General features: G+C 65.7%; 11 protein-coding genes and 2 riboswitches. Of the genes, 5 read left to right on the top strand and 6 right to left on the bottom strand.

Annotation, left to right across the window (positions count from 1 at the left end):
* Window positions 1-5: 5 nt before the first annotated feature.
* Entirely contained in the window at window positions 6-1,415 is a 1,410-nt protein-coding gene (locus CIK75_RS09035) for an LLM class flavin-dependent oxidoreductase (protein ID WP_086999354.1), read from the bottom strand.
* Window positions 1,412-2,677 carry an acyl-CoA dehydrogenase family protein gene (locus tag CIK75_RS09030; protein ID WP_086999357.1) on the bottom strand — a complete coding sequence of 422 codons (1,266 nt, stop codon included), beginning with the start codon at window positions 2,675-2,677 and terminating at the stop codon, window positions 1,412-1,414. The genes CIK75_RS09035 and CIK75_RS09030 overlap by 4 nt, the downstream gene beginning before the upstream one ends.
* An 8-nt stretch (window positions 2,678-2,685) precedes the next feature.
* A riboswitch (SAM riboswitch) is annotated at window positions 2,686-2,784 on the bottom strand.
* A 250-nt stretch (window positions 2,785-3,034) separates the two neighbouring features.
* Window positions 3,035-3,156: riboswitch (SAM riboswitch) on the top strand.
* A 7-nt stretch (window positions 3,157-3,163) separates the two neighbouring features.
* On the opposite strand from CIK75_RS09030, the gene acs reads away from it, so the two are divergent.
* The gene (gene acs, locus CIK75_RS09025) at window positions 3,164-5,140 is read left to right on the top strand and encodes an acetate--CoA ligase (RefSeq protein WP_096223769.1); all 1,977 of its coding nucleotides are present in this window, start codon (window positions 3,164-3,166) and stop codon (window positions 5,138-5,140) included.
* Here acs and CIK75_RS09020 read toward each other — a convergent pair whose 3' ends face one another.
* Complete coding sequence (locus CIK75_RS09020; RefSeq protein ID WP_096223768.1) at window positions 5,141-6,643, bottom strand: alanine/glycine:cation symporter family protein; 1,503 nt, start codon at window positions 6,641-6,643, stop codon at window positions 5,141-5,143. It abuts the gene before it with no gap.
* Between the two features lie 39 nt (window positions 6,644-6,682).
* Entirely contained in the window at window positions 6,683-7,249 is a 567-nt protein-coding gene (locus CIK75_RS09015) for a histidine phosphatase family protein (RefSeq protein ID WP_096223767.1), read from the bottom strand.
* Between the two features lie 158 nt (window positions 7,250-7,407).
* On the opposite strand from CIK75_RS09015, the gene CIK75_RS09010 reads away from it, so the two are divergent.
* Together CIK75_RS09010 and CIK75_RS09005 are read left to right on the top strand one after the other, a co-directional pair.
* Entirely contained in the window at window positions 7,408-8,763 is a 1,356-nt protein-coding gene (locus tag CIK75_RS09010) for an O-acetylhomoserine aminocarboxypropyltransferase/cysteine synthase family protein (protein WP_096223765.1), read from the top strand.
* Window positions 8,760-9,260 carry a CoA-binding protein gene (locus CIK75_RS09005; protein WP_096223763.1) on the top strand — a complete coding sequence of 167 codons (501 nt, stop codon included), beginning with the start codon at window positions 8,760-8,762 and terminating at the stop codon, window positions 9,258-9,260. Before CIK75_RS09010 ends, CIK75_RS09005 begins: the two co-directional genes overlap by 4 nt.
* A 34-nt stretch (window positions 9,261-9,294) precedes the next feature.
* Here the strand turns inward: CIK75_RS09005 and CIK75_RS09000 are convergent, their stop codons facing one another.
* Window positions 9,295-9,912 carry a helix-turn-helix domain-containing protein gene (locus CIK75_RS09000; protein WP_096223761.1) on the bottom strand — a complete coding sequence of 206 codons (618 nt, stop codon included), beginning with the start codon at window positions 9,910-9,912 and terminating at the stop codon, window positions 9,295-9,297.
* Between the two features lie 78 nt (window positions 9,913-9,990).
* On the opposite strand from CIK75_RS09000, the gene CIK75_RS08995 reads away from it, so the two are divergent.
* Entirely contained in the window at window positions 9,991-11,337 is a 1,347-nt protein-coding gene (locus tag CIK75_RS08995; protein ID WP_096223759.1) for an MFS transporter, read from the top strand.
* Here the strand turns inward: CIK75_RS08995 and CIK75_RS08990 are convergent.
* Window positions 11,327-12,124, bottom strand: a complete 798-nt coding sequence (locus CIK75_RS08990) for a carbon-nitrogen hydrolase family protein (protein WP_096223757.1) — start codon at window positions 12,122-12,124, stop codon at window positions 11,327-11,329. The two genes, CIK75_RS08995 and CIK75_RS08990, sit on opposite strands and share 11 nt — an antisense overlap.
* Before the next feature lie 93 nt (window positions 12,125-12,217).
* On the opposite strand from CIK75_RS08990, the gene CIK75_RS08985 reads away from it, so the two are divergent.
* Window positions 12,218-13,828 (top strand): DHA2 family efflux MFS transporter permease subunit, encoded by a 1,611-nt coding sequence (locus tag CIK75_RS08985; RefSeq protein WP_256382355.1) that lies wholly within the window; start codon window positions 12,218-12,220, stop codon window positions 13,826-13,828.
* Window positions 13,829-13,830 lie beyond the last annotated feature (2 nt).

Below are 13,830 nucleotides of genomic sequence, written 5' to 3'. Positions count from 1 at the left end.
GCGGTCTAGCTGGTGGCCAGTTGTGCTCCCGCGAGCCGGTAGTCGGCAGCCCGGTGGCTGTCCTTGACCCGGTCCCCGGCGCCGAAGAGCTTCTGGCGCAGGGTCCCCGGCGCGTATTCGGTGGGGTAGGCACCCAGGGCCTGCAGTTCGGGGATGACGAACTCGACGACGTCCTCGAAGGTTCCCGGGGTGATGGCGTAGGCAATATTGAAGCCGTCCACGTCGGTGTCCTGGACCCACTCAACGAGCTTCGCGGCGACCTGGGCCCCGTCACCGACGGTGACCGGGCCGAAACCGCCGACGCCGATCCATTCGGCCAACTGGCGGATGGTCCACGGTTTGCCGTCATCCCCGGAGGCCTTCTTGAACGTCTCCACCGAGGACTGGATGGCATTGGACTTCACGTCCTCACCGATCACGTCGTCAAGGTCGTACTGTGACATGTCGATTCCGGTCCAGCCCGAGAGCAGGGCCAGCGACCCGTTGATGTCGGCGTAGGAGGCATAGTCGGCGTATTTGTTCTGCGCCTCCTCGTCCGTGGCAGCGGTGATGATCGTCTGCATCGTGTAGATCTTCACGTCGTAGCGGTCGCGGCCGGCGGCCTCGACGTTGTCCCGGATCCTCCGCACGGTGTCGGTGAGGATTTCTTTGGTGGGACTGTTCACGAAAACCGATTCGGCGTTCGCCCCCGCGAATTCCAGGCCGCGCGGCGAGGCGCCGGCCTGATAGATGACCGGGGTGCGCTGCACCGAGGGTTCGGTGATGGCGATGCCGGGGACCTTGAAGTACTTGCCCTCGTGGCCGATTTCGTGGACCTTCGACGGGTCGGTATAGACCCCCGTTTCACGGTCGCGGAGCACGGCGTCGTCCTCCCAGGAGCCCTCGAGCAGCTTATAGACGACTTCGAGGTACTCATCGGCGTGGTCGTAGCGTTCGTCGTGTTCCATCTGGTCCTCTTGGCCCATGTTCCTCGCCGCCGAGGGCAGGTAACCGGTCACGACGTTCCAGCCGACGCGGCCGTTGGTCAGGTGGTCCAGGGTCGCCAGTCGGCGGGCGAACGGGTAGGGGTGTTCGTAGGCGGTTCCGGCGGTGACCCCGAAGCCCAGGTTCTCGGTGACGGAAGCCATCGCGGAGACCAGCAGGAACGGGTCGTTGACCGGGACCTGGGCGCCGGCGGAGAGCGGAGTGGAGTTGGTGGATCCGTAGACGTCGTAGGTGCCCAAGACGTCCGCGATGAAGATCCCGTCGAACAGGCCCTTCTCCAGCGTCTTGGCCAGCTCGGTCCAGTAGCCCAGTTCCTTATAGCGCCACGCCTGGTCCTGCGGATGACGCCACAGTCCCGGCGATTGGTGGACCACGCAGTTCATGTCGAAGGCGTTCAGGCGGATCCGACGGCGTGCTGGTGTGGTGCTCATTTTTCTCCTTCAGGGGTCTTGAGGTCACCGACGGCGCCGAGTTTGCGCGGCGCCGCGGCGTTGACCTCGTAGTCGCCGACGATGCGGGACTTGTACATGGCGGGGTTGTGGGTCGCTACGGTGCGCGCATTTCGCCAGTGGCGGTCCAGGTTGCAGGCGGCGGAGGTCGCCGAGGCGCCGAGGCCGTCGAAGAGCTGGCTGGTCACCTCGAGCACCAGCGGTTGGATGGCCGACTGGGCGCGGTTGGCGGCCAGCTCGCAGACAGCGTATTGCTCGGCGGCACTCAGGCCCGGTTGGCCGATCACGGATTCGAGTTCGGCGACGGCGGCCAACAAGATGGCGTCGATGGCAAAGGCGGTCGACGAGATTTCTCCGACGACCTGCAGGATCTGCGGTTCGTGCCGGGAGGGCAGCCCGGTTCCCGTCGTAAAGGCGCGCTCACGCAGTTGGGTATGAGCACGGACGTCGGCGAGCACTGCCCGGGCAATACCCGCCTGCACGGCGAGCAGGACCAACTGGAAGATGGCAGATTCCGGATGAATATCCAGCACCTCAGGGTCCAATAAGGTATCCACCGGAACCCGCGCGAAGCCGGTGGAACCTGTTCCGGTGAGTTGTTGACCGAACCCGTCCCAATCGTCGTGGATGACCACCCCCGAATGCTGGGTGGACACCACCGCAATGTGGCGCCCTTCGATCGCCGGTGCCATGGCCGTCACGGCGACCCAGTCGGCGAAGATCGTCCCGGTGCAGTAGTACTTCTCCCCCGTGAGCAACCAGCCGGCCTCGGAATGTTCGACGGCGGTATTGAGTTGGCCCAGGTCGTTGCCGCCGCGCTCGGTGTAGGCGTTGCCGACGATCTGCCCGGCCACGAAGCGGGCGAACCAGCGGGTCTTGACTTCCTCGTCGTGAAGCAGCAGCACCGATTCGACGAAGCCGATATGGGCACGTAGCAATTGGGCAATCTGCGAGTCGGCCTCCCCCAATTCGATGAGCAGTCGGAAGGAATCCACCAGCGAGGCGCCGAAACCGCCGGCCTCGCGGGGCACCCGCAAGGCACCGAAGCGGGCCCGGTTGAGCCAGCCGACCTGCTCGAAGGGCAAGATCCGGCGGGCATCGCGTTCGGCTGCCCCGTCGGCAATGCTCGCGAAGACGGGGCGGAAGACCGCTGCGAGTTCGTCGTAGTGCCCGTCCGCGGGCACACCGGGGGTCAGTTTGATCAGGTGTCGCGGTGTCACGTCATCGATCGTCAGGGCTGCCACAAAACATCACTCCATCGGTTCCGGCGTGAGCACCTTCCTCCCGATGATTCGGGAAGGGGTTGCTGCGGCGTCATCGAGCCAGATCTCTCGGCCGCTCTGGATGGTTGTTACCTCCATTGGGCCACATTCGGAACCTTCAGCGCCACCGCAGGAAGGAACGTCGACCTGCAATGTGACGCGTTTACAGCCGGAAATCTGGGTTGCCGAGGACCTCAAAACATCGAATAATCCTGCCATTTTCAAGGTTTTCTGACATAAAAGTTCTATGACGACCCGGCATCTGAATCCTTGATGAAATATTACGCAACACGTTCCTGAAGTTGCTTCATCGCGTCACGGTGGCCTTAAGTGGAACGGTACCCATCCCGAGCGGCCGAGAGATCTGGCTCCGTGACGCCGCAGCAACCACGCCGAATACGTCCCCGCAACCCCGCGGAGTCCGTCACCGGCGAAGGTGCTTCCGCCAGGAACGATGGAGCTGATTTCATGAGCATTGCCCCGTACCCCGGACCGGCCACGACCACCGAATCCGAACGCCTAGACTTTTGGGCCGATGCCGCGGCACGTCTGGACTGGGCCGACCCCTGGCATACGGTCCACAGCACCACTCCCGTGGACCCGCTAGCCCGTCGGGGCCCCGAACTGCGCTGGTTTGAGGGCGGGAAACTCAATGCGGCGGTGAACTGCGCCGACCGCCATGTGGCCGCCGGCCGGGGCGAGAAGGTGGCCTTGCATTTCGAGGGCGAACCCGGGGACCGCCGCACCGTCACCTACGCCGAACTGACCGGGCTGGTCAGCCAGGCGGCCAACGCCCTGACATCCTTGGGCATCGGCGTCGGGGACCGCGTGGTCATCTACCTGCCGGTGCTGGTGGAAACCGTCGTCATCACCTTGGCCTGCGCCCGTATCGGTGCGGTGCATTCGCTGGTCTTCGGTGGCTTCTCCGCCGAGGCCCTACGTTTCCGAGTTGAAGACACCGGGGCGAAACTACTGGTCACCACGGACGGCCAGTTCCGTCGCGGAACCGCGGTGCCGGTGAAGGACAATGCCGATGCCGCGGTCGCCGGGGACAACGCGATCAAACACGTGCTTGTCATCCGCCGCACCGGCAGTGAGATCGCCTGGACCGAAGGCCGGGATCTGTGGTGGCACGAAACGGTGGAAACCCAGCCGCGCACCCACGCGGCCGAGGCCTTCGACGCCGAGACGCCACTGTTCATCATGTATACCTCCGGCACCACCGGGAAGCCCAAGGGCCTGGTGCACACCACCGGCGGCTACCTGACCCAGGCCTCCTGGAGCCATGAGTTCCTCTTCAGCCATCCGGACCCCGGCCAACGGGACCTGGACGTGCACTGGTGCACCGCCGATCTGGCCTGGGTCACCGCCCACACCTACGAGATCTACGGACCGCTGTCCAACGGTGTCACCCAGGTCATCTACGAGGGGGTGCCCAATACCCCACATCCGGGCCGGCACTTCGAGATCATCGAACGTTACTCCGTGACCAGTTACTACACGGCCCCCACGCTGGTGCGCTCGCTCATGGGATGGTTCCCGGACGGCATCCCCGCCGATCACGACCTCTCTTCCATCCGGATGGCCGGCACCGTTGGCGAGGCGGTCAATCCCGAGGCGTGGCGTTGGCTGCGCACCCAGGTCGGCCGCGATTCCCTGGTCCCCGGTGAGCCCAACACCGGCATCCCGATGGTCGACACGTGGTGGCAATCCGAAACCGGTGCCACGGTCCTCTCCCCCCGCACCACCGACAAGGACTTCAAGCCCGGCTGTGGCACGCGCGCCCTGCCCGGGATGACCACCGACATCGTGGACGACGCCGGCGCCCGGGTCACTGCCAACGTCCAGGGCAATATCGTGCTCACCGCCACCGGGCCGGGAATGGCCCGCACCGTCTGGGGCAACCCGGAACGCTACTTCACCAGCTATTGGCAGAAGTACGCCGCGCAGGGCTGGTTCCTCGCCGGTGACGGCGCGAAGTACGACGACGACGGCGACACGTGGATCCTGGGGCGCACCGATGATGCCGTGAATATTTCGGGTCACCTGCTTTCGACCATCGAGATCGAATCGGCGTTGGTCTCCCATCCGGGGGTCGTCGAGGCGGGGGTCTGCCCGACCGTCGATGCCACGACCGGCCATGCGGCAACGGCCTTCGTCGTGCCCCGCGACAGGGCGCTCCTCGGCGGCGTCACCAGTTCCGGGTCGACGCCCTCGCAACTGGCCGCCGCGGCCGCACTCCGCGCCCACGTGGCAACCCAGATCGGCCCGATCGCCAAACCGCGCGACGTCATCTTCGTGCCCGACGTGCCCAAGACGCGGTCGGGGAAGATCATGCGCCGGCTGCTGACCCAACTGTTCGAGGGAACCGCCTTGGGTGATACGACGAGCCTGCAGAACGAAGAGTGCCTGCCCGCCCTGAAACGGATGTGCTCGGCCCGCTGATCATTCGGTGTCCGACACCGACACCTTCCGTTGGTATCCGCGCTGGGTCAGATGGTCGCTGACGTCCTCTTCGGTCCAGCAATCAATGTTCTTGATTTCCGGCATATCGGTGGCCAGGAAGACCGGGTCCAGCCCCTGGGCCCGCTGGGCGTTGTAATGGCGCAGGAGCTTGAGCGCTGTGGGCGCCAGAATCGTGATCACCACCAGGTTGATCATGGCAATGAACACCATCGTGACCCCCGCCAGTGACCAGGCCAGGTCAACGGAGATGACGGCGCCGAGGAAGACGACGGCGGTGACGGCGAGCGCGAAGAGGGTCCGCACCCGCTTATTGCGGGTGATGAAGTTGACGTTGGCTTCCCCGTAGGAGAAGTTGCCCAGCACCGAGGTGAAGGCCAGCAGGAACATGATCACCGCCAGGGCGATCGCCGCCCACGCCCCGAGGTTGCCGACCAGGGACTCCTGCACCATCGCCAATCCTTCACCGCCCTGACCGAGGTCGGGGAAGGCGATGAGAACGATGAACGCGGTGATCGAGCAGATGAGCAACGTATCGAAGTAGACGCCCAGCGTCTGGGTCAACCCCTGTTTCACCGGGTGGCTGACCGAGGCGGTGGCCGCAACGTTGGGAACGGAGCCCATACCGGCTTCGTTGGAGAGCATGCCGCGCTGGACACCCTGGACGATGGCCACGCCGATGCCGCCACCGACGGCTGCCTTGACGTTGAAGGCCCCATCGACGATCTGGCCGATGACGCGAGGGAGTTCTTCGATGTTCATGAGCACGATCACGAGGCCGAAGCTGACGTAGATCAGTGCCATCAACGGCACGAGGTTCTGGGCGACGAAGGCGACGCGGCGCATCCCGCCCAAGACGATGACGGCGGTCATGGTCGCGAGCACCAGCCCGAGGCCCCAGGGAAGCCAGGTCACGGACTCGGGGTCCGTATAGGCGCCGACCGCACCACTGACGGCATCGACAATGGTGTTGGACTGCAGCGAGGTGAAGGCCAGCGCGAAGCAGAAGATAAACAGGGTTGCGAAGAAAACGCCGAAGCCACGGCTCCCCAGACCGCGATGAATGTAGAAGGCCGGCCCACCCTTATACGTGTCTTCACCGCGGGTCTTATAGAGCTGGGCCAGCGTGGACTCGATGAAGCTCGCGGAACTGGTGAACAGGGCCATGATCCACATCCACATCACGGCACCCGGCCCGCCGATGAACAAGGCGCCCGCAACGCCCGAGACGTTGCCGGTCCCGACGCGGGCTGCCGCCGAGACGATGAAAGCCTGGAACGCCGACAGCGATTTCGTGTTCCTGTCCTCGTCGCGCTGCGCCTTTTCCGTGATCGATTTGAACATGGCCGGCAGCATGCGGAACTGAACGGCCTTGGTTCGAAAGGTGAAGTAGATGGCCAAGACGACGACGACGGGCATGCCGATGAAGGTCCATAGCCAACCTTCGGAGGTACCGAGCCAGTCATTCAGGTTCGCGAGAGTCATTGAAAAACCGTATCAGAACCTGTGGCGCACATCACTGACTTAGTGGACGGGGGCCGAATCCCGTCTCGCCGTCGTGCGCTCGAGCTGGCAGGTATCGGTGAGCACGATCTCCCCGTTCTCCAACCGAGGATGGCTACAGTCTTGCAGGACGCTCATGACCAGGCGGATGAGGGTTCCGTGAGCGACGACCACCAGATCGGTGTCCGGGTACTCCCGGGCCAGACTGACCAACGCGGCCAGGCCCCGTTCGACGACCTCGGCTTCGGGCTCGGCGCTGAGCAATAGTTCGTCGATCTGGGGGCGCGGCATCCCGACCACTGCCCGGCCTTCCCCGTTGCCGTAGTGGCGTTCCTGGAGCCCCACGACAGGCTCCACCGCCTCCAGGCCCAGCTGGGCGCCGATCAGTGCGGCAGTTTCCACCGCACGGCCCAGCGGGGAGGAGACCAGGGCGCCCCAGCCGCCGTCGTGTTCTGTCAGCCGTTTTCCGGCGGCCCGGGCCTGGGCCCTGCCGGTCTCATTCAGGGGGATGTCGGTCTGCCCCTGAAGACGGCCCTCGGCGTTCCATGCGGTTTCCCCGTGGCGCACCAGCGCAATGCGTGTTCCCATACACCCATCCTATCCGGGGGTCCTGAGGCGCAGTTTATTCGGACTACACTCGATCAGCTGCCACGTGACGAAACATTCTTTGATGAAAGGTGATGATTTGTCACGATGGAAGGCATCGGGAACTTCCCGACCCCCACTTCGAAGGAGCCACCACGGAGATGTCGGAACATCGGTTTGGATTCCGTACCCGCGCCCTGCACGCCGGGGGCACCCCCGACGCCGAGCACGGCGCTCGCGCGGTACCGATCTACCAGTCCACCTCGTTCGTCTTCAAGGACACCGACGATGCGGCCAATCTGTTCGCCTTGCAGAAGTACGGGAATATCTACTCCCGGATCGGCAACCCGACCGTCGCGGCCTTCGAGGAACGCGTCGCCTCCTTGGAGGGCGGCATCGGCGCCGTGGCTACCGCCTCGGGTATGGCCGCCGAGTTCATCACCTTTGCCGCACTGACCGGTGCCGGGGACCATATCGTCGCCTCGTCGAAGCTCTATGGCGGCACCATCACCCAGCTGGACGTGACGCTGCGCCGCTTCGGCGTGGACACCACCTTTGTGGACAGCAATGAGGCCGCCGATTTCGCCGCAGCCCTCCGCCCGGAAACCAAGGCCATCTACACCGAGGTGGTCGCCAACCCCTCCGGCGACATCGCCGACCTCAAGGGTCTGGCCGCCGTCGCCCGGGAAGCGGGTATTCCGCTGGTCGTCGATTCCACCCTGACCCCGCCATATATCCTGCGCCCCATCGAACATGGTGCCGATATTGTCATCCATTCGGCCACCAAATTCCTCGGCGGGCACGGCACGACGATGGGCGGTGTCGTCGTCGAATCCGGGAGGTTCAACTGGGGCAACGGAAACTTCCCGACCCTGACCGAACCGGTGCCCTCCTACGGCAATGTCTCCTGGTGGGGGAACTTCGGCGAATACGGATTCCTGACGAAGCTGCGCTCCGAACAGTTGCGCGATATTGGTCCTGCCCTCTCCGCCCAGTCGGCCTTCCAACTGCTGCAGGGGGTCGAGACACTCCCGCAGCGCATGGACGCCCATCTGGCCAATACCGCCAAGATCGCCGCCTGGCTCGAGGCCGACCCCCGCGTCACCTACGTCAACCACGCCGGGCTGCCCTCCCACCCGCAGCACGCCCGGGCCAAGGAACTGCTGCCCGACGGCGTTGGATCGGTCTTCAGCTTCGGGGTTGCCGGCGGACGCGCAGCTGGCAGCCGATTCATCGAGGCGCTGCAACTGGCCAGCCATCTGGCCAATATCGGTGACGCCCGCACGCTGGTCCTGCATCCGGGTTCGACCACGCACCAGCAGTTGAACCCCGAGCAGCTGGCCGCCGCCGGAGTGCCGGAGGACCTGATCCGTCTCTCGGTGGGGCTCGAAGACGTCGAGGACATCATCTGGGATCTGGACCAGGCCCTCACGGTCTCCCAGTCAGGCTTCGAGGAACACGAAGACTCCGGCACGCCCGCGGCGCCGGTCGCCGAAGAGATCGGAGTCTTCTCATGAGCACCGCAACCACCGAACGCAGCTGGGTCGGCCCCTCGGCCCCCGAGCGGCTGAACATCCTGCGCTCCACGCAGTCCATCGCGATCGTGGGAGCCTCGAACAAGACGGCACGCGCCTCCTACTTCGTGGCAACCTACCTGCTCTCCTCCACCAGCTACACGGTCTACTTCGTGAACCCGGTCCTGGACGAGATCCTGGGCCGGCCGGTCTACGCATCGTTGGCCGATTTGCCGGAGGTCCCCGATCTGGTCGAGGTGTTCCGCAAGAACGACGACCTGCCCGGCGTCCTGGATGAGGCTATTGCGGTCGGGGCGAAGACGCTGTGGCTACAGCTCGGCGCTTGGCACGAAGACGTCGCGACGAAGGCCGAAGCCGCGGGAATGAACGTGATCATGGACCGCTGCGTGAAGATCGAGCACGCCCGCTTCCACGGAGGCCTCCATCTGGCCGGCTTCAACACCGGCGTCATCTCCTCCAAACGGCAGGTCCTGGCTTAGCTTTCCGCCTTCCCGCACGACGGAGGCCGCGGTGCTACAGGTCCTCGCGCGCGGCCATGAAGGTGTAGTCCCAAGCCCGCACGCCGTCTGCCTCATCGGAAGCCGCGGGCACATGGTGCAACGAGCGGGCGCGATCCAGGACCGCGCAGACCTCGGTGAAGAGCTCATCGGCCTCCGCCGGCGTCAACCGTAACGTCCCCAGACTCAAGTCCGCCTTCGCTTCCGGCTCGCGGCCGGTCGCAAAACCCGGGGCCCAGGCCGTCACCTTAGCGACCATCTCCTGCTGGTCCATGGTCAACTGGTCCAGATAAGCAGTCAGCGGCGCTTCGTCTTCCGGGCCAATCGGCGTCTCCGGCGACCCGACCCTGAAGGACTGGACCGCAGCCTTCCAGACCCGGTCCCGGCGATCGCGTGCGAACTCGGGAGCCTCCTGAACGAACCCTGCGTCCGCCAGCGTGCGCAGATGGAAGCTCAGCGTGTTCGCCGCAACCCCGAGCTGCTGTGCCAGATCGGCGGCACGGGCAGACTCCTGGGCGCCGAGCACGGCCACGATCCGCCGGCGCAAGGGGTGCGCCATGGCCTTGAGCATGGGTGAGGTCATGACCCGTGGTTCACGTTCCGGCGCGCGGGCACTGTGGCGTTCGGCTTCCATGGGACTAGTCTACAAACCTGCGACAAAAGTTGCGCAACTTCTCTTGCGCAATTATTCTTGCGGATCTAGGCTCATCCCATGGAACCGCTCCAGCACGAACCATCCACCCGTGGCCCGAACCCGTCGGCTACGACGTCCGGGCGCCCGCCGGCACTATGGCGCAACGGCGACTACCGGTGGTGGCTGGCCACGGACACCTCCACCGGACTCGGACGCGCCCTACACAACTTCGCCGTCCCACTCCTGGCGCTCTACGTCACCGGCGACCCCGCCCAGGCAGGCATCATCGCGGCCATCGGACAGGTCGGTCGCGTCGTAGCCACCCTTCCCGGCGGCGTCCTGGCCGACCGGCACGACCGCCGCCGGCTCATCCTGCTGGGCACCGCCACCGGCGTGGCCATGGCGGGCGCGTTGGCCGCCTTCCAGCTGGCCGGTTTGCTCGGCTTCTGGCTGCTGACCATCCTGAACCTGCTGATGAACGTGCGCAGCGGTTTATTCGACGGCGTCCCCAATGCCGCGCTGAAGTCCGTCGTCGAGCCCCACTCCATCGGCTCGGCCATGGCCGCCAACCAGGGCCGCGACGCCGTCGTGAGCCTGGCCGGCGGTCCGGTCGGCGGCGTGTTGATGGTCATCGGCCATGCGGTGCCGTTCGCCGCAACCGCAATGCTGAACCTGCTGGGCCTCTTCTCTGTCCTGCGCATCCGCGCCGACCTCCGTCCGTTGCGCGGCACCCCGGAGCACGACGACGATGCCTCCCCCGTCCGGACCGGCTATCTGCGTGAGGCGTGGGAGGGTTTCTCCTGGATATTGCACCGGCCGGAACTGCGCGGGGTCATGGCCATCTCCACCATCGTGAACCTCGGCATGAACGCCTCCATCACCGCCGTCGTCTTCGGCTTGCAGCAGCGGGGCGAATCACCGGCCAGCATCGGCGTGACGACCGCCTCGGTCGGTGCCGGGATGCTCGCTGGAGCCCTTCTGGCGCCCCCACTGGTGCGGCGGATATCGACCGGCTGGCTCGGAGCCCTCGGGCTGGCGACGTGTACGGCTGCGGTGGCCGCCTTGCCATTCGTGCACTCGATTCCTGCAGTGTGCGCCGTCTTGGGGGCCAGCATGTTCGCCGCCCCCGCCATCAATGCCTCGCTGCTGGGCTACTTCACGGTCGCGGTACCCACCCATTTGCTGGGGCGGGCCAACAGCGCGCTTGACCTGCTGGCCATGGGCGCCATCCCCTTGGCCCCGTTGGTCGCCGGATTCGGCTACGCGGCCTGGGGCTGGTCTGGCGTGCTGGCCCTCTGTGCGGGCATCTGCTGCATCGCTGTCATTCTGGCTTTTGCCAGCCGTCGGCTCCTAGCCATCCCCGCCTCACCCGGCTGGGAAGACCATGCAGCGGACAACGCCCGCGAGGCCGCCCTCAGGCGTTGATGTCGGTGCCGATCCTCCGGTTGGCCAGTACCGGCAGGAATCGGCGCACTTCCTCGACCCGTCGACGGGTGACATCCACGGTGACCAGCGCCTCGGTTTCCTCTCCCAGGAAGGCCACCGGGATGCCCAGCGGGTCCAGGATCGCCGAGTGGCCAACGGTGTTCGTTGAGCTCGTTCCGGCGGCAGCCACCCAGACGGTGTTCTCCACGGCGCGGGCCTTGAGCAGGGTTTCCCAGTGGTCGATCTTGTGATCGCCCTTGAACCAGGCGGCAGCCACGAGGACCACGTCGGCACCGGCGACCGCTAGCCGGCGGGCCACCTCGGGGAAGCGGATGTCGTAGCAGGTCATGATCCCCACGTTCAGGCCGCCGATCTCGAAGACGGGGACCGCCTCGACATCGCCTGATTTAATCCGGCTGGACTCCTGGTAGGAGAAGGCGTCGTAGAGGTGGATCTTCCGGTAGGTACCCAAAATGGCACCGCTACCGTCGATGGTCACCAGTGTGTTGTAGGGCTGGGGATCCTCGCTGGGCTCGTATCCCCCGGCGACGATCGCCACCCCGAATTCCGCGGCCACCAAGGAAAGCTGCTGGACGAAGGTGCTCCAGTCCCGCTCCACGGCGGTGGTCAGGTTCCCCTCGACCTTGCGGACCGTGAACATCGTTTCCTCGGGGAAAAGCACCAGTTCCGCACCCGAATCCTTGGCGCGGGCGACCAACCGGCGAACCACCTGCAGGTTCTCTGCCATATCGCCGCTGGGTGAGAGCTGTCCAACACTGATCTTCATGGTTTTCGCCTTCCGCTGTGCGTCCCTCCAGCCTACCCACGATCGACCAAAAGGTGGATGGCCTCGGTGGGTGTGACCCGTAACGTTAACGACGTGAAGAAGCCCCCACCTAATAAATGGGCCGCCCTGGCCGTTCTGGCCGCCGGCCTATCCATGATCGTGCTCGACGGCACCATCGTCGGCGTCTCCTTACCGACGATCATTGACGACCTCGGACTGGATCTGGGTGATGCCCAATGGGTGAACAGCCTGTACTCGGTGGTGCTGGCCGCCCTGCTACTCAGTGCCGGCCGATTGGGCGACCGGGTCGGACGGCGCAAACTCTTCATCGCCGGCGTCGTGCTGTTCATGGCCGGCAGCCTGTTCTCCGCGATGGCCGATTCCTCGTCCTCGCTCATCCTGGGCCGTGCCATCCAGGGCGTCGGCGGCGCAGCCGTGCTGCCGTCCACCCTGGCCAGCGTCAACGCCAACTTCCAGGGACGCGATCGCGCTGCAGCCTTCGGGGTCTGGGGCGCCGTGATGTCGGGGATGGCAGCCGTCGGCCCGCTGCTGGGCGGCTGGCTCTCCTCCAGCGTCGACTGGCGGTGGATCTTCCTGGTCAACCTGCCCTTCGGTCTCCTGGTCCTCGTGGGCACCCTGCTCTTCGTTCCCGAAACCAGTGACACGCATTCGGCTCCGGGATTCGACGTCGTCGGGCTACTGCTCAGCGCCTCCGCATTCGGCCTGCTGGTCTTCGCACTGATCGAGGGCCCCACTCTGGGCTGGTGGACCCCTCAGCAACCCTTGGCTATCGGCCCCGTTTCCTGGCCCGCGGGCAGTTCTCCGGTCATTCCGCTGGCGATCGCCGGCGTCGTACTCCTCGCGGCGTTCCTGGGCTGGCAGGCACACCGCGCCAAACTGGGCCACGCCGCCCTGCTGGATTTGAAGCTCTTCAAGATCAGCACGTTCTCCTGGGGGAATACCGCTGCGGCTGCGGTCGCCGTGGGCGAATTCGGCCTGCTGCTGGTCTTGCCCCTCTTCCTGGTCAATGTGCTCGAGACCGGCACCCTCGGCGCCGGCCTGATCCTGGCGGCCATGGCGTTGGGCGCCTTCGGTTCGGGAGCGGCGGCACGGCATCTGGCGGATCTGATGGGCGCGGCACGTGTGGTCATCCTCGGCCTGGCCCTGGAGGTCGCCGGCGTGCTGGTGCTGGCCATCTTCACCAGCAACAGCCTGCCCATCGCCCTGTTGGTTCCAGTGCTGGTCGTCTACGGGCTGGGGCTCGGCCTGGCGTCGGCGCAACTGACGGGCACCGTCCTGCGGGACATCCCCACCGAAGCCTCGGGCGAGGCCTCGGCCACCCAGTCCACCGTGCGTCAGATCGGCTCCGGGCTCGGCTCAGCCATCGCCGGAACCATCCTGGCCGTCGCCACGGCAGCCAGCACCATGGGTCTGCTGCGCGATGCCGGTGCCGATGATGCGACAGCCACAAAAATGGCCTCAGGGCTCAGCGATTCCGCTGGCGGCCTGATCTCCAGCGTGAACGCCGCCAGTCCGTTGCATGATGCCCTGACCGCGGGCTTCGCCACGGGGGTGCAGTGGTCCCTCTTCGGCGCTGCGGCATTCCTCCTCCTCGGGCTGATTGCCTCCTTCCGGGTCGCCTCCGCGGCCCGGTTGACCGGCAAGGGGGCAACGGGCGCAGACGCGGGGCTCAGCCAGGAGTAGCC

Source organism: Glutamicibacter sp. BW78, from assembly GCF_002332245.1.
GTDB lineage: Bacteria > Actinomycetota > Actinomycetes > Actinomycetales > Micrococcaceae > Arthrobacter_H > Arthrobacter_H rhombi_A.
This window is presented reverse-complemented; position numbering and strand designations above follow the sequence as displayed.

Bases quoted from the DNA above. Each gene is read 5' to 3' on its own strand.
- CIK75_RS09035 (WP_086999354.1), bottom strand. From the start codon at position 1,415: ATGAGCACCACACCAGCACGCCGTCGGATCCGCCTGAACGCCTTCGAC.
- acs (WP_096223769.1), top strand. From the start codon at position 3,164: ATGAGCATTGCCCCGTACCCCGGACCGGCCACGACCACCGAATCCGAA.
- CIK75_RS09020 (WP_096223768.1), bottom strand. From the start codon at position 6,643: ATGACTCTCGCGAACCTGAATGACTGGCTCGGTACCTCCGAAGGTTGG.
- CIK75_RS09015 (WP_096223767.1), bottom strand. From the start codon at position 7,249: ATGGGAACACGCATTGCGCTGGTGCGCCACGGGGAAACCGCATGGAAC.
- CIK75_RS09010 (WP_096223765.1), top strand. From the start codon at position 7,408: ATGTCGGAACATCGGTTTGGATTCCGTACCCGCGCCCTGCACGCCGGG.
- CIK75_RS09005 (WP_096223763.1), top strand. From the start codon at position 8,760: ATGAGCACCGCAACCACCGAACGCAGCTGGGTCGGCCCCTCGGCCCCC.
- CIK75_RS09000 (WP_096223761.1), bottom strand. From the start codon at position 9,912: ATGGAAGCCGAACGCCACAGTGCCCGCGCGCCGGAACGTGAACCACGG.
- CIK75_RS08995 (WP_096223759.1), top strand. From the start codon at position 9,991: ATGGAACCGCTCCAGCACGAACCATCCACCCGTGGCCCGAACCCGTCG.
- CIK75_RS08990 (WP_096223757.1), bottom strand. From the start codon at position 12,124: ATGAAGATCAGTGTTGGACAGCTCTCACCCAGCGGCGATATGGCAGAG.